Origin of the sequence: Rhodococcus sp. NPDC056516 (assembly GCF_042794655.1) — a bacterium.
In the GTDB taxonomy this organism is placed as follows: domain Bacteria; phylum Actinomycetota; class Actinomycetes; order Mycobacteriales; family Mycobacteriaceae; genus Rhodococcus_F.
The window spans coordinates 357,931-378,277 of sequence record NZ_JBHTTG010000006.1; the positions used below are offsets into that span (position 1 = coordinate 357,931).

Annotated in this window: 21 protein-coding genes; 10 read left to right on the forward strand and 11 right to left on the reverse strand. The window is 62.9% G+C overall.

The window, feature by feature from the left end; all coding sequences use genetic code 11:
• Positions 1-12 precede the first annotated feature (12 nt).
• Positions 13-1,842 (forward strand): DEAD/DEAH box helicase, encoded by a 1,830-nt coding sequence (locus ACFQ6Y_RS20340; protein ID WP_378636396.1) that lies wholly within the window; start codon positions 13-15, stop codon positions 1,840-1,842.
• Positions 1,842-2,417 carry a hypothetical protein gene (locus ACFQ6Y_RS20345; RefSeq protein WP_378636401.1) on the forward strand — a complete coding sequence of 192 codons (576 nt, stop codon included), beginning with the start codon at positions 1,842-1,844 and terminating at the stop codon, positions 2,415-2,417. Before ACFQ6Y_RS20340 ends, ACFQ6Y_RS20345 begins: the two co-directional genes overlap by 1 nt.
• A gap of 5 nt (positions 2,418-2,422) precedes the next feature.
• Here the strand turns inward: ACFQ6Y_RS20345 and ACFQ6Y_RS20350 are convergent, their stop codons facing one another.
• Complete coding sequence (locus tag ACFQ6Y_RS20350; protein WP_230812347.1) at positions 2,423-2,707, reverse strand: DUF3017 domain-containing protein; 285 nt, start codon at positions 2,705-2,707, stop codon at positions 2,423-2,425.
• A gap of 5 nt (positions 2,708-2,712) precedes the next feature.
• Complete coding sequence (locus tag ACFQ6Y_RS20355) at positions 2,713-3,570, reverse strand: bifunctional methylenetetrahydrofolate dehydrogenase/methenyltetrahydrofolate cyclohydrolase (protein ID WP_378636405.1); 858 nt, start codon at positions 3,568-3,570, stop codon at positions 2,713-2,715.
• Positions 3,571-3,601: 31 nt separating this feature from the next.
• On the opposite strand from ACFQ6Y_RS20355, the gene ACFQ6Y_RS20360 reads away from it, so the two are divergent.
• Both ACFQ6Y_RS20360 and ACFQ6Y_RS20365 read left to right on the forward strand, forming a co-directional pair.
• Entirely contained in the window at positions 3,602-4,114 is a 513-nt protein-coding gene (locus tag ACFQ6Y_RS20360; RefSeq protein WP_378636410.1) for a GNAT family N-acetyltransferase, read from the forward strand.
• A 32-nt stretch (positions 4,115-4,146) separates the two neighbouring features.
• Positions 4,147-4,422 carry a DUF1905 domain-containing protein gene (locus tag ACFQ6Y_RS20365; protein WP_378636415.1) on the forward strand — a complete coding sequence of 92 codons (276 nt, stop codon included), beginning with the start codon at positions 4,147-4,149 and terminating at the stop codon, positions 4,420-4,422.
• Between the two features lie 6 nt (positions 4,423-4,428).
• Here the strand turns inward: ACFQ6Y_RS20365 and ACFQ6Y_RS20370 are convergent, their stop codons facing one another.
• Together ACFQ6Y_RS20370 and ACFQ6Y_RS20375 are read right to left on the reverse strand one after the other, a co-directional pair.
• Positions 4,429-5,049: a pentapeptide repeat-containing protein gene (locus tag ACFQ6Y_RS20370; protein WP_378636796.1), complete on the reverse strand. Its 621-nt coding sequence runs from the start codon at positions 5,047-5,049 to the stop codon at positions 4,429-4,431.
• Positions 5,050-5,100: 51 nt separating this feature from the next.
• On the reverse strand, positions 5,101-5,775 hold the full coding sequence (locus ACFQ6Y_RS20375; RefSeq protein ID WP_378636418.1) for a DUF2510 domain-containing protein: 675 nt from the start codon (positions 5,773-5,775) through the stop codon (positions 5,101-5,103).
• A gap of 135 nt (positions 5,776-5,910) precedes the next feature.
• On the opposite strand from ACFQ6Y_RS20375, the gene ACFQ6Y_RS20380 reads away from it, so the two are divergent.
• Positions 5,911-6,375 carry a tRNA (cytidine(34)-2'-O)-methyltransferase gene (locus tag ACFQ6Y_RS20380; protein WP_378545187.1) on the forward strand — a complete coding sequence of 155 codons (465 nt, stop codon included), beginning with the start codon at positions 5,911-5,913 and terminating at the stop codon, positions 6,373-6,375.
• Between the two features lie 6 nt (positions 6,376-6,381).
• Here ACFQ6Y_RS20380 and ACFQ6Y_RS20385 read toward each other — a convergent pair whose 3' ends face one another.
• The 3 genes from ACFQ6Y_RS20385 to ACFQ6Y_RS20395 form a co-directional block, all read right to left on the reverse strand.
• Entirely contained in the window at positions 6,382-10,566 is a 4,185-nt protein-coding gene (locus ACFQ6Y_RS20385) for a molybdopterin-dependent oxidoreductase (RefSeq protein ID WP_378636423.1), read from the reverse strand.
• A 179-nt stretch (positions 10,567-10,745) separates the two neighbouring features.
• Positions 10,746-11,579, reverse strand: coding sequence for a DUF3626 domain-containing protein (locus ACFQ6Y_RS20390; RefSeq protein ID WP_378636427.1), 834 nt, complete (start codon positions 11,577-11,579; stop codon positions 10,746-10,748).
• Positions 11,580-11,586: 7 nt separating this feature from the next.
• The gene (locus ACFQ6Y_RS20395) at positions 11,587-12,738 is read right to left on the reverse strand and encodes an FAD-dependent oxidoreductase (RefSeq protein WP_378636430.1); all 1,152 of its coding nucleotides are present in this window, start codon (positions 12,736-12,738) and stop codon (positions 11,587-11,589) included.
• A gap of 71 nt (positions 12,739-12,809) precedes the next feature.
• On the opposite strand from ACFQ6Y_RS20395, the gene ACFQ6Y_RS20400 reads away from it, so the two are divergent.
• The gene (locus ACFQ6Y_RS20400; RefSeq protein WP_378636435.1) at positions 12,810-13,490 is read left to right on the forward strand and encodes a TetR/AcrR family transcriptional regulator; all 681 of its coding nucleotides are present in this window, start codon (positions 12,810-12,812) and stop codon (positions 13,488-13,490) included.
• A gap of 12 nt (positions 13,491-13,502) precedes the next feature.
• On the opposite strand, the gene ACFQ6Y_RS20405 is transcribed toward ACFQ6Y_RS20400, so the two are convergent.
• Entirely contained in the window at positions 13,503-14,414 is a 912-nt protein-coding gene (locus ACFQ6Y_RS20405; protein ID WP_230812341.1) for a LysR family transcriptional regulator, read from the reverse strand.
• Positions 14,415-14,504: 90 nt separating this feature from the next.
• Between ACFQ6Y_RS20405 and ACFQ6Y_RS20410 the strand changes: the two genes are divergently transcribed.
• Together ACFQ6Y_RS20410 and ACFQ6Y_RS20415 are read left to right on the forward strand one after the other, a co-directional pair.
• Positions 14,505-15,590: a TDT family transporter gene (locus ACFQ6Y_RS20410; RefSeq protein ID WP_378636440.1), complete on the forward strand. Its 1,086-nt coding sequence runs from the start codon at positions 14,505-14,507 to the stop codon at positions 15,588-15,590.
• 88 nt (positions 15,591-15,678) lie between these two features.
• On the forward strand, positions 15,679-16,320 hold the full coding sequence (locus ACFQ6Y_RS20415) for a dihydrofolate reductase family protein (RefSeq protein WP_378636442.1): 642 nt from the start codon (positions 15,679-15,681) through the stop codon (positions 16,318-16,320).
• A gap of 48 nt (positions 16,321-16,368) precedes the next feature.
• Here ACFQ6Y_RS20415 and ACFQ6Y_RS20420 read toward each other — a convergent pair whose 3' ends face one another.
• On the reverse strand, positions 16,369-16,677 hold the full coding sequence (locus ACFQ6Y_RS20420; RefSeq protein ID WP_230813203.1) for a rhodanese-like domain-containing protein: 309 nt from the start codon (positions 16,675-16,677) through the stop codon (positions 16,369-16,371).
• Positions 16,678-16,762: 85 nt separating this feature from the next.
• On the opposite strand from ACFQ6Y_RS20420, the gene ACFQ6Y_RS20425 reads away from it, so the two are divergent.
• A complete protein-coding gene (locus tag ACFQ6Y_RS20425) occupies positions 16,763-17,602 on the forward strand; it encodes a CPBP family intramembrane glutamic endopeptidase (RefSeq protein ID WP_378636445.1) in 840 nt (279 codons plus the stop codon).
• A gap of 33 nt (positions 17,603-17,635) precedes the next feature.
• Positions 17,636-18,526 (forward strand): alpha/beta hydrolase, encoded by an 891-nt coding sequence (locus ACFQ6Y_RS20430; RefSeq protein ID WP_378636447.1) that lies wholly within the window; start codon positions 17,636-17,638, stop codon positions 18,524-18,526.
• On the opposite strand, the gene ACFQ6Y_RS20435 is transcribed toward ACFQ6Y_RS20430, so the two are convergent.
• On the reverse strand, positions 18,513-19,520 hold the full coding sequence (locus ACFQ6Y_RS20435; protein WP_378636450.1) for an NAD(P)-dependent alcohol dehydrogenase: 1,008 nt from the start codon (positions 19,518-19,520) through the stop codon (positions 18,513-18,515). The two genes, ACFQ6Y_RS20430 and ACFQ6Y_RS20435, sit on opposite strands and share 14 nt — an antisense overlap.
• 55 nt (positions 19,521-19,575) lie before the next feature.
• Positions 19,576-20,346, reverse strand: a complete 771-nt coding sequence (locus ACFQ6Y_RS20440; RefSeq protein WP_378447743.1) for an SDR family oxidoreductase — start codon at positions 20,344-20,346, stop codon at positions 19,576-19,578.
• Between the last annotated feature and the right edge of the window lies 1 nt (position 20,347).

The following is a 20,347-nucleotide window of genomic DNA, read 5'->3' on the forward strand; positions in this document are numbered from 1 at the left end:
GCATCGGCGAACGTGAATCAGCCATGCTCGACGCGCCTGCAGGCTACGTACATTCCCGAGCACATGTCCTTCGCGTTCTGGGGTGACGCAGACCCGGCAGCGCGACTGTCGGCACTGGGGATGCCGACCGGGTCGCCGGGCGTGTGCAGGCTTGCGATCCCGGTCGACGAGTCGATCACAGCAACCGACGTCGAAGCGCAACTGCTCGACCTCACAGCCGCGATCGACGCCTTCCATAACCTCGATGCAGGTCGCGGCGACCTCGGACCGTCGTTGCTCGCATGGAAGCGCGTCATCGAGACCGGCGCGCATGACATTCCGACCGCGGCGCATGCGGCGATCGACGGCGACGACACGAAGATCCGAAGCGCCCGGTCCACGGTGCGGTTGTTCACGGATGCGCGTACAGCCCTGGACAGCCTTCGCCGAGCAAGGATTCAGGCGACTCTGCGCCCGTATCAAATGCAGGGAGTTGCCTGGCTGACGGCGCTGTCGGGTTCGGGCGGTGGGATCTTGGCCGACGAGATGGGTTTGGGTAAGACACTGCAAGCGATTTCGATGATCGCGATCCGCGCCGACGACGGTCCGCATCTGGTTGTGTGTCCCACCTCGGTGATCGGAAACTGGCGCCGCGAGGTCGAGCGATTCGCTCCGCATCTACCACTGCATGTTCATCACGGGACTGCTCGCGCACTTCCCACTCGTATCCCCGCCGGCACCACTGTTCTGACCAGCTACAGCGTCTTGCGTTCCGACACGGCCCAATTGACCCCGATCCACTGGAGTTCGGTGATCTTCGACGAGGCGCAGCAGATCAAGAACCCGTCTTCCCTCGCTGCGAAAGCGGCAATGCGGTTGTCGGCCGACATCAAGGTGGCGATGACCGGCACGCCGGTGGAGAACCGCCTCGACGAATTGTGGTCACTCTTTCGCGTCGCCAATCCCGAAGTCCTCGGAACTCGCGCGCGTTTTCGTCAACGCTTCGCCGTCCCGATCGAATCCGGTCGATCCGCCACTGCGGCGACCAGGCTTGCCGCGGTCATCGATCCTTTCATTCTGCGCAGAACCAAAGACACAGTGGCCAAGGATCTTCCGCCCAAGCAGTTCTCCACCATCTCGTGCACTCTGACATCGGAACAGGCGCGGATCTATCGGTCGGCAGTTGCCGATGCTTTCGACACCGGATTGGGCACGGGAATTGCCCGACGCGGCAACATTCTTGCGCTGCTGACCACCCTCAAACAGGTATGCAATCACCCCGCACAGGTGACCGGCGATACGGACGACCTTGACGGAAGATCCGGAAAGCTCGACCGCGCAACGGAAATGATCGCCGAGATCGTCGACGACGGCGATCGCGCGCTGATATTCACGCAGTACCGGACGATGGGCGAGATGCTCTCCCGGCACCTGGGATCCGAATTGGGAATCGGTGCCGTGCCTTTCCTTCACGGTGGCCTCAACACCGACAAGCGAGACGGGATGGTCGACGCGTTTCAGAACGACGCGGATTCCCCGCCGGTTCTGATTCTGAGCCTGCGCGCCGCCGGCTTCGGCCTCAACCTCACTCGCGCGAGTCACGTCGTGCACTACGACCGGTGGTGGAACCCAGCCGTCGAAGATCAGGCAACCGACCGGGCACACCGCATCGGCCAGAAGCGCACCGTCAACGTCCACACCTTGGTGACGGGCGGAACCGTGGAGGATCACATCGCAGCGATGCACGAGTCGAAACGAGCTGTAGCCGATGCTGTTTCCGGCAACGTGGAGGCCGCCCTGGCGGATCTTCCCGACACCGAATTGCGTGAACTTCTCGAACTCGACGGCGCGGTGATCATCTGATGGCCAACGAATTCGGTGTCACCGCTTGGGGTCGGGCGTGGCTGCGCACGGTGGAACGGACCGCGGCATCCGGTCCGAACCCGTCCCTGCCGACGGCTCGTGCCCTCGCACGCAACGGGTCGGTGGAATTCACCGTGGTCTCATCGGGGACCGTCGTCGCCGAGGTGAGCACCAAAGCAAAAACCTCGTCGGTGACGATTGGTGTCCCGCTGTGGAACAAATCCGAAATCGCTGCAGTGAAGAGCCTTCTCCGCTCGGCGGGAAAGGCCAACAGATCCGTCTCCACCGGCGAACTACCGGACAGCGTCGTCACCGAACTACTGTCTCGAAATATCGCAGTAGCCGTTGATCTTTCGGAGTGCATTGCCAGCTGCGACTGCTCAGGTCGACGCTCGCCGTGCGTTCACCATCTCGCCGCGATCTACGCCCTGGCCGGGCGAATCGACGAGGAACCGGTCCTCGCAGTTACGCTGCGAAGCGTACCGGACAAGGCCGGAAAGAAGTCGGCATCCGCACAGTCACCGGAGTGGATCCCTTTGAGCGACATCGACATCCGCTCGTTCTACGGGGACTGACCTTCTCAGTCGGTACCGAGCGGATCGATGGTCAGGGCAAGCGTCGCGATCAACGCTCCCATGACGCCCATCGCCGCAGTGTCGAAAACCCTCCCACGCACGGCAAGCAACCCCACACGATTCTCGGGAACGAACCACCGCGCGGCAGCACCGATGATGACGGCAACACCGAAGACGAGAGCACCGCGGCGCCACCGGTCGGCCAGCACGAGAACAACAGCTGCCGCGATCACGGCAAGGACCGCGAGCATGGGCAGATTCTTCTTCGCGAGGCCGACCAGTGAGGACATCGGACTCAGACTCCGGCCAGAACCCGCTCGGCGCGCTCGACCACGTTGGTGATCAGGAACGCGCGGGTCAGCGGCCCGACACCACCGGGATTGGGTGAGACGAACCCGGCAACCTCGTTGACGTCGGCTGCGACGTCGCCGCGCAGGCCCTCGTCGGTGCGACTGACGCCGACATCGAGGACCGCTGCTCCGGGCTTGACCATGTCGGCGGTGATGAGACCGGGAACGCCGGCGGCGGCGACGATGATGTCGGCGCGGCGAACCTCGGCTGCGAGATCGCGGGTACCTGTGTGGCAGAGGGTGACCGTGGCGTTCTCACTACGACGCGTCAGCAGGAGTCCGATCGGGCGACCGACCGTGATGCCTCGTCCGACGACCACCACGTGTGCGCCTGCAATCGGCACCTCGTAGCGACGCAGGAGATGCAGGATTCCACGCGGGGTGCACGGAAGGGGCGCTTCCTTGCCCAACACCAGACGACCGAGGTTGACCGGATGCAAGCCGTCGGCATCCTTGTCTGGGTCGATGCGCTCGAGGGCCGCGTTCTCGTCGAGGTGCTTGGGAATCGGCAACTGTACGATGTAGCCGGTGCACTCGGGATTGGCGTTGAGCTCGTCGATCGTCGCATTGAGCTGTTCCTGCGTGATGTCGGCAGGCAGGTCGCGTCGCAAAGAATTGATACCGAGCTTGGCGCAGTCGTTGTGCTTGCCGCGCACGTAGGCAGCGGATCCGGGGTCGTCGCCTACCAGAATGGTGCCCAAGCCGGGCGTGATGCCCTCTGCCTTCAGAGCGCTCACCCGCACCTTCAGGTCTTCGAAGATTTCGTCGCGGGTAGCTTTGCCGTCGAGGATCGTTGCAGTCACGGCGACCATTGTTCCAGGTTAGGGTCGATGAGTGACAACGGCTCCGGAACTACGCGGCCCGAGAGTGGTCCTCTCCCCGCTCGCGCCCGATCATCACGCCCGTCTGCGGGCAATTCACCTGCACCCGGACGTCGTGCAGTGGTGGCAAAATCCCGATGACGACTGGCCTGCGGCGCCGGAGGCCGGCACCACGCGCTACAGCATTTTCTACGGCGACCAACTGATCGGCTTCATCCAGTGGTACGAAGCTGAGGACAACCCCGACTTCCGCCACGCCGGGCTCGACTTGTTTCTCGATCCCGACTTCCACGGCCAAGGGTTCGGTCGCGATTCGATACGGGTGCTGTGTGCCCATCTGATCGACGACCTCGCATTCCACCGTCTTGTCATCGACCCCGAGGTCGACAACTCCGTCGCCATCGCGTGCTACCGATCTGTGGGATTCAAGGACGTCGGGGTGATGCGCGAGTACTCGCGAGATCGCCACGGTGTGTGGAAGGACGGACTGTTGATGGATCTCCTTGCTCGGGAATTCAACCGCTGATCGACTGGGACGAGCTCGAAAGGACCGACATCATGTTGCTGGACAAGGAATTCACGGCCACCCTGCAGAAGAGCGACGCCAAGGGCGGGTGGACTTATGTGATCTGGCCGGAGTCCGCCGAGTTCTTCGGCACCCGCGGCCTGGTCAAGGTGCGCGGGACGATCGACGGACATCCGTTCCAGAGTTCGTTCATGGCGTTGGGAGACGGCAACCACAAGCTGCCGGTCAAAGCCGATCTGCGCAAAGCCATCGGCAAGGACACGGGCGAGCGGGTGACCGTGCGCCTCGAGGAGCGCTTGCCGAGCTAGGCGTCACTACTTCAGGTCGACGACAAGACCATGCGCCGACGCGTACGCCACCGCCTGCATCAACTCGATCTGTGCGTTTCCGACGGATGCGGACGTCCACAGGCTCGGATCGATCCGCGCACCGCGCAGGTCTGCACCTTCGAGTTTGAGTCCACCCGTGCGAGCACCGGACAGATCCGCGGACGCCAGCACCGCGCCCCGCATGTCGGCCCGAACCAGGTTCGCTTCACGGAAGCGGCATGAGGTGAAGTCGATCTTCCTCAGGTCCGCCCCGCCGAGTGAGGTCAACGAGAAGTCGACTTCGTCGAGCGTCAACGGCCGGATGCGGCAACCGTCGAACGTCGACCCGAGCAGACTGCAGTTCCGGAACGTGCTGTGCCACAGACTGGTCCGCGCAAAATTGCAGGATCGGAACGCCGTTCCCGTATGTACGGACTCCCCCAGATCGGTGCCGGTGAAATCACAATCCGTGAACACCACCGACTCCGTCGTGAGTCCGGTGAGATCGGCGTCTCGGAAATTGCAATTGGTGAAAGTGCGCTGACGCCACTTCTGCCCGGCCAGCCGCGCGTCTGAATAGTCTTCGCCGACGACATCGTCGGATTCTTCGGGGAGCATGCCGTCCATACTGCCCCGCCGCACCGACACCGGTTCAGCGCCCCTGATGGCAGCCGACAATCAGCCGGCCGACACCCAGCGATCTCGTCCGTCGCTACCAATCCCACACACCATCGGAGTGCCCTTCTTTGTCACGCCTGTTGCTCCAGGGGTCGAACAGAACGACCCCGGATTCACCGTTCCTCCCGACGGTTTCGGTGGTACGTACGCCGGTTCTGTTGTCTTCGGGGGCGTGTAGGCCGGCGCGGGCGGAACGTACGGCGTTGTCGTGGTCTCCGGGACCTGAGGCACCAGCGGCACGATTGCCACGGTGGTTGTCGTGGTCGGCAGCGTCGTCGCGGTAGTCGTGGTCGGCGGGACGGACGACGTTGTGGTCTTTGTCGTCGACGGGACAGTGCTCTTGGTTGTCGTCGCTGCAGCTGTCGTCGAAGAGGTCGCAGCAGGCGTCGTCGCTTCTTCCGACTTGCCTGCTCCCGTCGCCGCAGCGATGGCCACCAGTCCCACGACTGCTGCGCCGGCGATCCACGGCCACTTCCGCCGCTTGCTTCCTTCTTCGGCGTTTGCGTCCGGCGCCGCCGATTCCGGTGCACCGAAGACCTGCGTCGGAGTACCGAATGCTTGAGTAGGTGCGTCGACGCCCTTGGGCCGTGTCTGTGCGGTCCACTGCTGACCGTCCCAGTAACGGTCGATCGTGGGGTCGAAGGGGTCGGGGTTCCAACCGGCGGGAGGGTTCATGAAAAGTCCGTTCTGAGAAGAGTGCCGGAAATAGGTTCGCACGGACTGGCCGGTTTGTTACCAATTCGCCCACACTTCTCAACCGCTCTTCTCGCAGACGCGGGTGCCGATATGCCGCCCGGTACAGTTCCTCGAGTGTTCCGAGTGATGTTCCACGAGCCCCGCATCCCACCCAACACCGGAAACGCGATCCGCATGGTCGCAGGCACCGGTTGCGAACTCCACCTGGTCGGCCCTCTCGGGTTCGACTTGTCGGAGCCGAAGCTCAAGCGCGCAGGCTTGGACTACCACGATCTGGCGACTGTCACGGTCCACGAAAACCTGGCCGCTGCCTGGGAAGCCGTCACCCCCGCTCGCGTATTCGCCTTCACCGCGCACGCGACCACGTCATATGCCGATATCGCCTACCAACCCGGGGATGTCCTGCTGTTCGGGCCCGAACCCACCGGATTGTCCGAGGAAGTGCTGACGGACCAACACATCACGGAGCGTCTGCGTATCCCGATGCTTCCCGGACGCCGGTCCCTCAACCTGTCCAACGCTGCCGCCCTGGTGACGTACGAGGCCTGGCGCCAGCATGGGTTCAAGGGCGCCGTCTGATCGGCGTCAGTAGACGTCTCGGACGTAGCGCTTCTCCGCCGAAAGAGCCTTCACATACGCCTCGGCACTACGAGGGGCCAGTTTTCCGTGTTGAGCAACTACACCGTTGAGGGCGTTGTCGACGTCCTTGGCCATCCGGTTGGCATCGCCGCAGACGTAGAAATGTGCGCCCTTCTGCAGCCACTCCCACAGCAGCGCGCCCCGCTCACGCATCCGGTCCTGCACGTAGACCTTGTCGGCTTGATCCCGGGAAAATGCGAGGTCGAGTTCGGTCAGGAAACCGTCCTTCCGCAATTCTTCGATTTCTTCGCGGTAGTAGAAGTCGGTCGCCGCATGCTGTTCCCCGAAGAACAGCCAGTTAGGACCCGTGTGCCCCAACGCCCTCCTCTCATGCAGGAAAGCGCGGAACGGCGCGATGCCTGTCCCCGGACCGACCATGATCATCGGGGTCTCGGGATCGGACGGAGGCCGGAAGTGAGTCGACTTCTGCACGTAAATTCCGATGTCATCACCGTCAGCGTGATCTGCGAGATACGTCGAGCACACTCCGCGGCGTGGGACGCCTGCCACGTTGTACCGAACGGCGGACACCGTCAACTGCACTTCGCGCGGGTTCTCTTTCGGGCTGGAAGAAATCGAATACAACCGCGGCTGAAGCGGTTTGAGTAACGAAAGCCATTCGTCGGTCGAAGCACGAACCGGCGACTGCGCAAGTACGTCGACGGACTGTCGTCCCCACGACCAGTCTTTGAGCGTGGAGATGTTCTCCGGCTTCATCAACTCGGCCAGGTCCGCATCGCGCGTTCGTTGATGCACGAACCGAATCATGTCGCTCGAGATTCGCGTGATCTCCAGGCGTTCCGTCAACGCGGTACGCAAGGTCATCGCGCCGTACTGCCCCAGATCGACGGTCTCCTCACCGTCGAGGCTGGTAAGGGTAAGCCACTCGTCGACAAACGGGGAGCTGTTTCGCGGCCAGACTCCGAGAGCGTCGCCGGCTTCGTAACTGACCGTGTCGTCCGGAAGGTGAAAACCCAACTGCCGCACGTCTTTGGAAGAGCCTGGCCGGTTGAGCACGACATTGCGCGTCAAAGCGGTGGTCAGTGGCGCCTTCTTGTTGTACTGCAGCGGCGCCGAAATCGCCGGTGACATCGACGCGGCCACAGCAGTTGTGCCGGAGTTATTCGTTGCGACGACGACGTCGGTCGGCTCGCCAGCCTCCGTGCTCTGAAGTTCGGCCGTGACCGCGTCGAGCCATCCAGCAGCAGTGTCTTCGAAATCGGGCTCGCAGTCGGCGCGATCGACAATACGACTGGCTCCCAGTTCAGCAAGGCGAGCGTCGAGTTTTCGGCCGTGTCCACAGAAGTCGTCGTAGTTCGAGTCACCGAAAGCGATGACTGCATAACGTGTTTCGCCCATCCGAGGCGCTGTGTCAGCAGCCAGGGCATCCCAGAAACCGCTGCCGTTGTCGGGGGATTCGCCGTCACCGGAAGTACTGGTGATCAGCAGGACCTCTCGGGTGGCCGCCAGGTCGGCAGCCGGGAACTCGTCCATTGCGTGCATCACCACGGGTAAGCCGACTTCGCTGAGTCGAGCAGCGCAGGCGGCGGCAAACTCCTCCGCGTTGCCGGTCTGCGATGCCCACAGCACGACGATCGGCGCCCGCTCGGAGGCAGTGTCCGTACCTGATGACAACGCGGGCCCGTCAGTGCCAGGGAGCGAGGCCCGTGAGTACAGGCCGGCCAAGACACCGTCTACCCACATCCTCTTTTCGGCATCGAAGGGTGCAGCCGGAGGCAAGGTCGGCACCCCGGGAGTGCGATCGGCATCCGCACGCAACGCCGCGAGAAGACCTGCCAGATAGCTCTGCTGTAGCGGATCGAATACCACTGCGGGTGTTCCTGTTTGACCGATGACATCAGCGAGGACATCTGTTCGCGACGACGCCCGATCATCCGCCACGGGAGCCACCCGCGGCGATTCGGCGAGCTCCGTTTCAGGCGTGTTCACGGCGACCTTCGTCATAGTGACGGCACAGGCTTTGAACTCCGGTTGCTGGGAGGCAGGGTCAATGGCGTCGTTGGTGACGGCGTTGATCGAGAGGTACTCGCCGAAGGCGTCGTTCCAGTGAAACGGTGCGAAGCAGTTTCCCGGACGCACTCGGTCGGTGACCACGGCCGGGAGCACTGCGCGGCCACGGCGTGAGGCGACCTCGATCGCGTCCTTGTCGACGACGCCGAGGCGTGTGGCGTCGTCGGGATGGATCTCGACAAATGGCCCGGGGTTGAGTTTGTTCAGCTTGGCCACCTTGCCGGTCTTGGTCATGGTGTGCCATTGGTGCGCAAGACGACCGGTGTTGAGCAGGAACGGGTAGTCGTCGTCGGGCATTTCGGCGGGAAGCATGTGTGGCCGGGCGAAGAACATCGCACGGCCCGTGGCGGTGGGGAACGCGAGACGCGGAGTGCTGCCGTCCTCTCGGACCAGAAGCCTCTGACTGACACCGTCATTGAGGTATCGGATGGGATGACGGTCTTGATTACTCTCGGGCGGGCATGGCCACTGGATCGGCGATCTGCGGAGGCGCTCGTAGGTGACGCCGCGTAAGTCGTAGCCGGTCTTCGGATTCCAGAACTGCTTGATCTCCTCGAACACCTCTTCGGCGCTGGTGTAGGTGAATGCATCCGCATAGCCCATCTCGCAAGCGATTCGGGCGATGATCTGCCAATCAGGCAGCGCCTGCCCGACCGGATCCAGTGCCTGTTGGAAGAGCGTCAGGTTGCGTTCGGAGTTGATCATCACTCCGTCGGACTCTGTCCACAATGACGCCGGCAGCAGGACGTCGGCGTATTCGTTGGTCTCGGTGCCCAAGAAAGCATCCTGGGTGATGACGAGGTCAGCCTTCTCCAATCCGTCGATGACGGTCTTGCGGTTGGCCACCGTCGCAACAGGATTGGTGCAGATGATCCAGCACGCCTTGATTTCACCCGCCGCCATTCGGGAGAACAGGTCGATGGTCCCACCGCCGGTTTCGGTGCGCAGCGAACCCTGCGGGATCCCCCATCGCTCCTCGACGAAGTCGCGATCGGCGTCGACCATCACGGCACGCTGACCTGGCAAACCTGGCCCCATGTAGCCCATTTCACGCCCACCCATGGCGTTCGGCTGACCGGTCAACGAGAACGGGCCGCTGCCAGGCGTGCAGATCGCGCCGGTCGCCAGATGAAGGTTGCAGATGGCGTTGGTGTTCCACGTGCCGTGGGTGCTCTGGTTCAGACCCATTGTCCAACAGCTCATCCAGTTGTCGGCCTCACCGATCCATTGCGCTGCGGTGCGAACGTCGACTTCGGGGATGCCGGTGATCTCGCTGACCTTCTCCGGTGTGTACTCCGCGAGGAAGCTGGGCATCACCTCCCAGCCTTCGGTGAATTCGGCGATGAAGTCCGGATCGATGTGCCCGTTCACGACGAGTAGGTGGAGAAGTCCATTGAGTAGTGCGAGATCGGTGCCGGGGGCGATCTGCAGGAACAAGTTCGCCTTGTCTGCGGTGGCGCTGCGTCGAGGATCCACGACGATCAACTTCGCGCCCGCCTTGACCCGCTCCTGCATTCGAAGGAAGAGGATCGGATGGCAGTCCGCCATGTTCGCGCCGGTCACGAAGAACACGTCGGCATGTTCGAAGTCCTGATAGGAACCGGGCGGTCCGTCGGCCCCGAGCGATTGCTTGTATCCGGTGCCGGCGCTGGCCATGCACAGTCGGGAATTCGATTCGATCTGATTGGTGCCGATGAAGCCCTTGGCCAGTTTGTTCGACAGGTACTGGGCCTCGAGAGACATCTGCCCGGACACGTACAACGCAAATGCGTCGGGGCCGTGCTCGTCGATGATCGCCCGCAGGCGGTGGGCAGTTTCGGTGATGACTGCGCTCATGTCCGCAGCTTCGATCGCCTCACCTCGGTGCGGACGCCGATACGCAGATTCCATGCGCCCCGGGCCGGCGAGCATGTCCGCCGTCGTGGTGCCCTTGGTGCACAAACGTCCGAAATTGGTGGGATGTGTCTTCGAACCGAACGACTTCGCCGCCTTCCGACGCCCGGTCTCGGGATCGGTGATGATGTCGAGGACAAGTCCACAGCCCACGCCGCAGTACGCGCAGAGGGTGTCGACACTGGTGGTAGTGAGTTGAGCGCCCATCGATTCATGCATCCCTTCGACCGAGGATCAAGGTCGACTTCCATCTTCGGATGCAGTTGTTTCGGGAGTTCATGCCCGATGTTGCGTATCAATCACTCTTTCCTCACCGCCGCCTTCGGACTGATGTGCGGTCCCGGAACCAGCAGTCGTTGACGGGCGGGATACGCGAATGCCCAGTTCTACGCCCTGCCGCCGAATCGAGCGATGCAATGCCAGACCTTTTTGACGTCCTGCGGATCGTAGGAGCCGCGCCGGGCGAGACCCAGGATGGCGGGCGTCAGTCGACCGTCGAGCGCAACCTCTCTGGCAAGGTCGACGATGGTTGCTCCCCGATAGTCGGGATGTTCGGCGACCTCGTCGGCGTCGACCGCGTAACCGTCGTGCCACAACACCGGGCACGTGAGCGAGTGGGCGATCTCTTCGACCTGTGTGCCCCGGTAACTCGGATCCAGAACGAGTGCCTCGACGTCCGTTCCGATGTCGACGACGCCGTGAACGTGCGCCTCGATGTAGTGGTCGAGCGGATCCGCGAACTCGGTGGCTCCTGCGGCGTCGACCAAGCTCATCGCTTCCGCCGTTCCGAAGAGGCTGGGCTCGAAGACGCTGTCCGGGAAGCAGAAAGTGGTGCGGTCGAGCGTGTGCTCGGCAAGCCGGAAGTAGGACGAGCCGAACCGAGGAGATGCACCGTACGGATCGGCGGAAAAGTTCAATGATCCGTACTTCGGCCGTTCCGACGGCTCTCGCTCGTCGTAGGCTCGGCCGAAAATCCGACTCTCCCAGCGCCAACGGTCGCCGCCGTGGTGTGCCGTCAGTCCCCCGTTGCTCGTACGAGTCTCGAACTGGGTCACGTAGGTGCCCTGACGTGCGATCGAAGCCAGTGTCAGGCCACTTTCAAATGGGAGGTCTGGATGAAAGTGCAACGTCACCCGGTGATTTCGGTCCAGCGGGCTGCCCTTCGAGAGGTCGTGCACGTGTGCAATCGCGGCAGACGCGGGAGAGGAATCGACAGGCATCCGCCCATTATCCGGATACGGAAGCAGCACCGGTGAAGAAGTCGACCAGTGAGTACGGTGCATGGTCACCGAGGCAGAGATCAAGGATCACGTGCGAGTCCGCGGCCTCGGATGCGCTGCGCACGAACATCGCTTCTTCGTACTCGGCGAGTGCCGCTTCGATGTCGTCGGGGTGCGCGGCGATCACCTTTCCCAGTTCGGCTCCGTCGAACATGGCCAAGTTCGCGCCCTCACCGGACGGGGTCATCAGGTGGGCCGCATCACCGAGGAGAGTCACCCCAGGCACGCGATCCCACCGGTGCGCGTCGGGAAGGGCGTGGATCGCCCGCGGAATCGGAGCCGTTTCGCCGTCTGTGATCAGCGCCGTGAGTTCCGTTGCCCAACCGTCGAACTCGGCCGCGATCCGCGCTGTCGCAGCGGGAGCGTCGGTGAAATCGATACCGGCAAACCATTCCGCGGAACGGTTCAACTGAACGTAGGTGTGCAGGATGTCCCCCGCCTCTCGATGCGCCGCGATCGCTTGTCCGGGCGCGGGCGCGTACATCGCCCCGTCACCGACCGCTGCGGCTGCCGCCGAGTGCTTCTCGTCGACGTCGTAGAGGTAGGTCTCGACGAACGTGGTTCCGACGTAGTCGGGCTTTGCATCGGAGAGCAGCGGCCGGATTTTCGACCAGGCACCGTCTGCACCGACGAGGAGGTCGGTGGTCACTGTCGAACCGTCGGCGAAGGTCAACTCGTGGCGGCCGTCGGCTGTGTCGGGTGAGCCGAGCGAGCGCACACTTTCGACCTTGCGTCCCCATTCGATCGTCCCGTCGGGAAGGGAATCGAGCAGGATTCGACGGAGGTCTCCGCGGAGCACTTCGGGACGTGTTCCCGTGCCGTCGTCGGGTTCGTCGAGGAGCACGGCGGCGTGTTGATCGAGTACGCGCGACGCGGCGCCGCCCTCGTGGATGATCGCGCGAAATTCGTCGGTGAGGCCGGCAGCCTCGAGCGCTGCCTGGCCGTTGTGTTCGTGGATGTCGAGTTGTCCGCCCTGCGTACGGGCCTCTGCCGACGGTTCCGCCTCGTAAATTTTCGCGGGAATTCCGTGGACGTGGAGTACGCGCGCGAGGGTCAGGCCGCCTAGGCCTGCCCCGATGATCGAGATTGACGTGTTCATGTTGATTCCTTCCAATGAATTGGAACGGCGTTCCAACAACAATCTTGGAACGCCGTTCCAGATATGTCAAGATGGTGCGTATGGCGACCAGAAATCAGCGGGCCGAACGACGCACGGATGCGCTCTCGAAGGAGCGGATAGTCGAGACCGCAATCGAGATCCTCGATTCCGAGGGTGAAGGCGCGCTGACATTCCGTGCTCTCTCCGCACGCCTGGCAACAGGTAGTGGGGCGATCTACTGGCACGTTGCCAACAAGAGCGACCTGCTCGCGGCGGCGACCGATGACGTCATCGCCCGCGTGACAACCGAAGGAACGGAGAGCGCAACACCGCGTGAGGCGATCCGGATCATCACCCTCGGCGTGTTCGACGCAATCGACGCCCACCCCTGGGTCGGCACCCAACTCTCACGTGAGCCGTGGCAATCAGCGGTGATGCAGATCTTCGAAAGTCTCGGCGAGCAACTCCAGGCGCTCGGCGTTCCCGAATCGGCACAGTTCGACTGCGCGTCCGCGCTCCTGAACTACGTGCTCGGACTCGCCGGACAGTACGCCGCAGGCGCCCGTCTGCTCCCCCGTGAGACAGATCGGTCCGCTTTCCTCGCGGGCGTCGCCACGCGGTGGGAAGAACTCGACTCCGCGAAGTACCCGTTCCTCAATCAGGTGACTGCACAACTGCGCGATCACGACGACCGCGAGCAGTTTCTGGCAGGCATCAACCTCATCCTCGCGGGGATCGACACCGTCACTTAACCGCCGGACCCGTCAGCGCGAATGAACAGCGGTGTTGGAACCGAGCGCGATGTCGAGGAAATCTCTTGCTGCACCGCGTAATCCGCGATCGGGATCCCAGACGGCCTGCAGTCGCCGCGGCATCCGCAAGCCGTCGACGTTGACCGCGACCAGTCGGCCGTCCGTCAGGTCGGCGGCAACAGCCAGCGACGACAGAACGGCCGGGGCGTTGCCTGCCACCACCGCAGCCTTGACGGCGGTGCACGAGGTGAGCTCGAGCAACGGCGGCACACAATCGGGAACAGCATTCTCGAGTGTCAGACGCGTGCCGGACCCTGACTCGCGCTGAATGAGCGGTGTGCGTGCGAGGTCCGCGACCGGAACAGGCGCACCATTCGCCCAGTCATGCCCCGGTGGAACCACCACCACGAGGTGATCACGCGCCACCTCGCACGACGCGAGCGCCGACGGCACATCCGGCCCTTCGACAAATCCGATATCAGCCTTACCTGCCTGGACTTGAGCGGAGACGTCCGAGGAATTGTGCAGACTCACCGACGCCACGACGTTGGGGAACTTGTGGCGCATCGCAACCGTCCACCCGGGGACCAGATACTCGGCAATGGTCATGCTGGCCGCGACCGTGACGGCCGCGTCGCGTTCACCGCGAAGAGCGGCAACTCCCGACGCCATTTCCTCGGCACTGACCAAAATATGGCTGGCCCATTCGAGAATCAGTCCGCCCTCGGCAGTGGGCCGTACACCCGTCGCTGCGCGATCGAAGACCTTGATTCCGAGCTGACGCTCGACCGAACGCACCCGGGCGCTGACTGCCTGCTGACTGAGCCCGTGCTCCCGGCCGGCAGCACCCATGCTGCCCAGACGCCCCACGGAAAGCAGGACGTCGAGGGCACTGAGTTCCGGCACCCGAGGAGACAACGACATAACCCAAGATTAGACCCACAAGGCGAGTTTGTGGGCATTCAAGGACAACCGGTCTACCGGTACGAACCGGATGAGACGACAGTGAAATACATGACCACCACCACGAGTCCCACCTTCGCCCACATCACCCCGAACTGGTTCGCGGCAGCGATGGGAACGGGAATCGTGTCGGTGGCCGCGGCTTCGCTCGAACCGGAGATCGAGGGCTTGAAACTGGTCTCGGAGATCTTCTGGGTCCTGGCGGTTCTCGTACTGTGCGCCCTGATCGGAGCATTCGCCACCCATTGGTCACAACATCGATGTCAGGCCCTCGCATACCTGCACAGCCCCGCGATGTTCCCCTTCTACGGCGCCGTCGCAATGGCACTTCTGACCGTGGGATCCGCAACCGGCATCACGGGCCCGGACTTCCTCGGCCACGACGTCGCGATCACCGTGTCGCTGACACTGTGGACAATCGGCACGGCACTCGGCCTGATCACCTACGTCGTGATGATGATTCGTCTGGTTCGAGATGCGGGAATGGCAACGGCTATGCCGTTCTGGCTAATGCCTGTGGTACCTCCGATGGTCTCGGCCACCACCGGCGCAGCGGTCAGCACCCACATGCCTGAAGGTGCACTGCGCATCGCGGTACTGGTCTTCTGCTACATCCTGTTCGCTCTGGCACTGACCGCCGCCATCGGCATTCTGGTGGCCGTCGCCAGGCAGTTCGCACGCAACCGGTCGGCCGGCGTTGACGTGATCCCGTTCAATGCCATTCCGTCACTGTGGATTCCGTTGGGCGTGATCGGACAGTCGATCGCTGCATCGAACTTGTTGGCCGCCGCCTCCCGGCATGCACTCAGTACCGAGCATGCCGACGCCCTGCACGAATTCGGAATCGCGTACGGAACCGTCGTCGGAATCATCGGCGTGATCGCCTTTGTCACCGTCACCACCGTCACCGTCCACGCACTGCGCCGCGGCTTGGACTTCTCACTCGGGTGGTGGAGCTTCACATTCCCCATCGGAGCCTGTGCTGTCGGCGCGAACGCCTTCGGAGTCGCCACTGGTTCCACAGCAATCCTGGGTATCGCGCTTGCACTGTTGACTGTGCTCATCCCGATCTGGGCAACCGTCGCGGTACGGACCGTCCGCTCGATCCGCAGTGGCGCTCTCCCCGCAGCAGCATGAATTTGTATCGACGAGTTTGCACCGATGAGTTTTGGCTCGCCGTACGGTCTGTACTCACGTAGACCATTGTCGAGAGCGGGAGTACACGGTGAGTCAGTTATTGCGAGTGCAGAATTTCGGCGTTTCCAGAGACGGAATAGCATGCGGTCCGGACCAAAGCTTCGAGAGCCCGTTCGGCCTCGACCACGGTGAAATGTTTGCGTGGGCGGGAGCTACGGCCAGCTGGCCCAATCGCACCGATCCCGGCGGCAGCCGAGGCCTCGACGACTATTTCACCCGGGACTTCTCCAACAACATCGGTGCCGAAATCATGGGCCGCAACAAGTTCGGCCCTCAACGTGGTCCATGGGAGAATCTCGAGTGGCAGGGCTGGTGGGGCGACGAGCCACCGTTCCACACCCCGGTTTTTGTATTGACCCACCACGTGCGGCCCTCGTTCACCCTCTCGGACACGACATTCCACTTCGTCGACGCCGACCCCGCGACGGCCCTCGAGCAGGCACGTCAGGCGGCGCAGGGCAAGGACGTTCGGCTCGGCGGCGGAGTCAGCACTATCCGTGAGTTCCTCGACGCCGACCTTGTCGACGCCATGCACGTGGTCGTCTGCCCGGTCGAATTCGGATCCGGTCTACGGCTGTGGGAGTCACCCGACGAGCTACGAGACCGCTTCAACCTCGAAACAGTGCCGAGCCCGAGCGGCGTGACGCACCACTTGTTCTGGCGAAAGTGACCTGGTGGGGCAGCTCCGGAAAACTGGAGTTGCCCCATCAGTTGCGCCTTAGGCCCCGGTCTCGACCTGGCGCCCCGACTGGTACCACGCCATCGTTCCACCGGCCACCGAAACAGCATTGATGCCGCGAGCCTGCAAATACTCTGCCGCTTGCAAGCTACGGCCACCGACAGCGCAGATGACGTAAACAGTTTCGGCGTCCGGAATCTCGCCTACACGAGCGACGAATTCGCTGAGCGGAATGAGCGTCGCACCCGGAACTCGAACCTGAGCGAACTCGTCGGCCTCACGGACGTCGATCAACGGCTCACCCGCTGCCAAAGCCGTGTCCAGTGCATTCAAATCGACTTCCAACATTGTTTCTGCGCCCGCCTTCATGTTCGCTGCTGTCCGGATAGACGGTACCCGCGCGCGTTCCTGCGACTCCCTTTACGATCTGACAATGACCAATACGGTTCCCGAAAAGTCCGGTTTTTGGAGTCGCCCCACGGTGTGGAAAGTACTCCTGCTGATCGTCGGCTACCTGGCCTTCTATCTCGCTGTCGGGCAGGTTACCTCTCGGGTTTTTGCAGACCAGATCGACACGGACAACGTCGTCGCGAGGGCCTCCAGCATCATCTTCGGCGTCGCATTGCCCATCGCGATCGGCGGAATCGCCCTGCTGGTTTTCGCGACCAAGGTCGGCTGGCTGCGCGATATCTTCGGCCCACAGCCCATTCGTGGGCGGGGTTGGATGTGGATCGGTCCGATTATCGTGGTCGCCGCCATTGTTGCGCATCTCGCGGGAACTGACTGGAGCGCGTGGACCACCGGCGAGATAATCGCCCTGCTGGTACTCGGTGCGTGTGTCGGACTGACGGAGGAACTGGCCACACGCGGTCTCGCAGTGAAGATGCTGCGCGACGCCGGCCACCGCGAGCGCTTTGTCGCCGTCGTGTCTTCACTGGTGTTTGCACTCATGCACACGGTCAACCTGATCGCCGGGATGAAGCCGTCGACCGTCCTTGTCACCGTTGTCTACACGTTCGGATTCGGCATGTGCATGTACCTGACCATGCGTGTGACGGGCACGATCTGGGCCGCAATGGTGTTACACGGCCTCACCGACCCCACCACCATTCTCTCGACCGGCGGGCTGGACACCTCGGTGACGACGGAAGTGAGTGGCGCCGCCGCCATCACCTCTCTACTCACGGTCCTCTTGGTCGTCTTCGGGGTAATCGCCATCTTCCTCATCAAGGATCGAATCGGCGAAGAACGGCCCACACGCGTCTCGGCCTGACCGACCGCGACCGTACAAGACATACTTGTGCCCATGCCTTCTCGAACCACATACTCGATCGCCGTCGTGACTGCATCGTGTGTACTGGCGCTCTCGGGTGCCGTCACTCATGCCACCGCGGGGGTTCCGACAACTTCCGACGTGTCCACGACCGAGGCCGTTGTACAGCAGTCGGTCAGTGAGATATTCGCGAATCCGGGTTCCCACGAGGTCACCGAGGAATCGGTGACGGGGTATCAGCTCTTCTATCCCACCGATATCGCCACAGTCGAGGAACGGCATCCCGTCGTCACCTTCGGCAACGGCAGCTACGCGACCTACGAGGAGTACGAAGCGCTCCTGCAGCATCTCGCTTCTTGGGGTTTTGTCGTTGTGGTGGCCGACAGCAGCGTCACCGGCGACGGGACGGAGATCTTGGGGGCTGCCCAGTACGTCGTCGATCAGAACACCAACGCTGAGAGCATTTTTCACCAGCGGATCGACACCGACAACATTGCCTCGGTCGGACACTCCCAGGGCGCCGGTGGCGCGATCAACGCGGCAACCCAGTCCGCGAATCTGATCACCGCCACGGCGGTACTCGATTTGCCTGACCCGTGGTGGGCCTCGCGACCTGTCGACGTGATCGACGTGGCCCAGTTGACCGGACCGACGTTCTTCATGACCGGCGCCGACGACCCGGTCTCCACCGCCGATCCGCAAGCTGAGTACTTCGAGAAAACCACTGGGCCGGCGGTCCGCGGCAGACTGCTTGGAGTCAGCCACAATTGGGCCGCAGACGGTGAAGGATTTCGTGGCTACCTCACCGCGTGGCTGAGGTTCACTCTGAGCGGCGACCAGACTGCTGCACCTGCCTTTGTCGGCGACTCGGCGGAAATTCTCACCGATCCCCACTGGGACCGGCAAGCCGTCAAGGGTTTGTGATGACGATCTTGCCGTAGGCCTGCCCTGATTTCTGTTGCTCGAAGGCGTCAGCGAGGCGGTCGAGGCTGTAGGAAGAATCGATGACGGGACGAAGCGCGAGGCTCTCCAACCCGGCGACCATCTCCTCCTGGTGGGCACGACTGCCCACCAGGACACCTTCGATGGTGACCTGTTTGGTCAGTAGCGAACTCAGGTCGATCGACGACGAGGGGCCGTTCATGATGCCAAGCGCGCAGATCCGCCCGCCTGGTCTGACTGCCGCCAGAGATTGGCCGAGGGTGGACGGCCCGCCGACGTCGAGGACGAGGTCGATCCCGCCGCTGAGCCGCATCGCTTCCGTTCCCCAGTCCGGGCGCTCACGGTAGTTGACCACGTGATCGGCACCGAGTTCGACCAATCGTGCCATCTTGCCGGGGGCCGACGACGTTGCGATCACCTGAGCTCCAACAGCTTTGGCCAGCTGGACGGCAAACAGCGCTACCGTGCTGGTCCCAGGGATCAACACCGACGAACCGGGGATGATCGGGACGCCCGCGAACAGTGCACGCCACGCAGACAATCCTGCGGTAGGCAGGGTCGCGGCTTCCTCGTAGGTGTAGTTTCGCGGCATCGCCGTCACGGCCGATACCGGCACGGTGACGGTGTCACGGGCGAACCCGTCGACACCGTCGCCGGGCGAATTTCCGAATCCGTCGAAATCCGGTGCACCGCTGCGCCAATGCGGCAGGTAAGTGCTCATCACGCGGTCCCCGACAGCGAACTGCGTGACGTCGTCTCCGACTGCGATTACCTCACCGGCAGCATCGGACAACAGGATCCGCGGACCGTCGGTCGTTATCTCGCCGGTCGCTACGAGGTAGTCATGGTGATTGAGCGAATTCGCGTGGATCGCGATCGTCACCTCACCCACACCCGGCCCGGGGGTCTCGACCGTCCTCGATTCGAGGTTGTTCAAACCTCCAGGCGGAAGTACGTACACGGCGCGGTTGGTCATGGTGTGGATCCTCGCACGAATGATGATCGGGTGATGTTCGGAAAGGTGCTGCGACTCAGAGGAGAGAGGCGGTAAAGCCTCCGTCGAGAACCAGACTGCTGCCGTTGCACCACGACGATTGGTCGCTCGCAAAGAACACTGCTGCGGCGGCCACTTCCTCGGTCCGCCCATAGCGCGTTTGCTTGGTGACCATCAAGTCGTCGAATCCCCCGGACTCGAGGCCGAGGGCGTTCTCGAAGTCTTGCTGGTGACTCTTGACCAGGTCGGTATCGATGAATCCGGGCAGCAACGCGTTTGCGCGGATTCCATGGAAGCGAAGTTCGGCCGAGAGGGTTTCGGTGAGATTGCGAACCGCAGCCTTGGCGGCGGCATAGCTGCCGATCAAAGGCGAGCCGGTGGTCGACGAGATCGACGAAATGTTCACGATCGAACCGCCGCCGGATGCGACGAGCGCGGGTAACGAATGGCGGACGGTCAAGAACACTCCGTCGAGGTTGACGGACATGACTTTCCGCCAGTCCTCGAACGAGGTCTCGATCAGTGGAGTCGTGGTGGCGATGCCGGCGTTGGGCACTACGACGTTCAGTCCGCCGAACTCTTCGACCGCTCTGGCGACAAGATCTTTGACCTGCTGTTCGTCGGTGACGTCCGTGGTGACCGCGATGGCGCCCTCGATCGAGTCCGCCACGGTCTGTGCTGCGTCACCGTTGATGTCGGAGACTACGACGCGTGCACCCTCCGCCCCGAATGCCCGGGCAATGGCCGCACCGATGCCTGCGCCTGCTCCGGTGACGATCGCGACTTTGTTCTCGAGTAGATCTGACATG

Excerpts from the sequence above, each read along its gene's own strand:
- ACFQ6Y_RS20345 (WP_378636401.1), top strand. The coding sequence starts at position 1,842 with ATGGCCAACGAATTCGGTGTCACCGCTTGGGGTCGGGCGTGGCTGCGC.
- ACFQ6Y_RS20350 (WP_230812347.1), bottom strand. The coding sequence starts at position 2,707 with ATGTCCTCACTGGTCGGCCTCGCGAAGAAGAATCTGCCCATGCTCGCG.
- ACFQ6Y_RS20365 (WP_378636415.1), top strand. The coding sequence starts at position 4,147 with ATGTTGCTGGACAAGGAATTCACGGCCACCCTGCAGAAGAGCGACGCC.
- ACFQ6Y_RS20370 (WP_378636796.1), bottom strand. The coding sequence starts at position 5,049 with ATGGACGGCATGCTCCCCGAAGAATCCGACGATGTCGTCGGCGAAGAC.
- ACFQ6Y_RS20375 (WP_378636418.1), bottom strand. The coding sequence starts at position 5,775 with ATGAACCCTCCCGCCGGTTGGAACCCCGACCCCTTCGACCCCACGATC.
- ACFQ6Y_RS20385 (WP_378636423.1), bottom strand. The coding sequence starts at position 10,566 with ATGGGCGCTCAACTCACTACCACCAGTGTCGACACCCTCTGCGCGTAC.
- ACFQ6Y_RS20390 (WP_378636427.1), bottom strand. The coding sequence starts at position 11,579 with ATGCCTGTCGATTCCTCTCCCGCGTCTGCCGCGATTGCACACGTGCAC.
- ACFQ6Y_RS20395 (WP_378636430.1), bottom strand. The coding sequence starts at position 12,738 with ATGAACACGTCAATCTCGATCATCGGGGCAGGCCTAGGCGGCCTGACC.
- ACFQ6Y_RS20400 (WP_378636435.1), top strand. The coding sequence starts at position 12,810 with ATGGTGCGTATGGCGACCAGAAATCAGCGGGCCGAACGACGCACGGAT.
- ACFQ6Y_RS20405 (WP_230812341.1), bottom strand. The coding sequence starts at position 14,414 with ATGTCGTTGTCTCCTCGGGTGCCGGAACTCAGTGCCCTCGACGTCCTG.
- ACFQ6Y_RS20410 (WP_378636440.1), top strand. The coding sequence starts at position 14,505 with ATGACCACCACCACGAGTCCCACCTTCGCCCACATCACCCCGAACTGG.
- ACFQ6Y_RS20420 (WP_230813203.1), bottom strand. The coding sequence starts at position 16,677 with ATGTTGGAAGTCGATTTGAATGCACTGGACACGGCTTTGGCAGCGGGT.
- ACFQ6Y_RS20425 (WP_378636445.1), top strand. The coding sequence starts at position 16,763 with ATGACCAATACGGTTCCCGAAAAGTCCGGTTTTTGGAGTCGCCCCACG.
- ACFQ6Y_RS20430 (WP_378636447.1), top strand. The coding sequence starts at position 17,636 with ATGCCTTCTCGAACCACATACTCGATCGCCGTCGTGACTGCATCGTGT.
- ACFQ6Y_RS20435 (WP_378636450.1), bottom strand. The coding sequence starts at position 19,520 with ATGACCAACCGCGCCGTGTACGTACTTCCGCCTGGAGGTTTGAACAAC.
- ACFQ6Y_RS20440 (WP_378447743.1), bottom strand. The coding sequence starts at position 20,346 with ATGTCAGATCTACTCGAGAACAAAGTCGCGATCGTCACCGGAGCAGGC.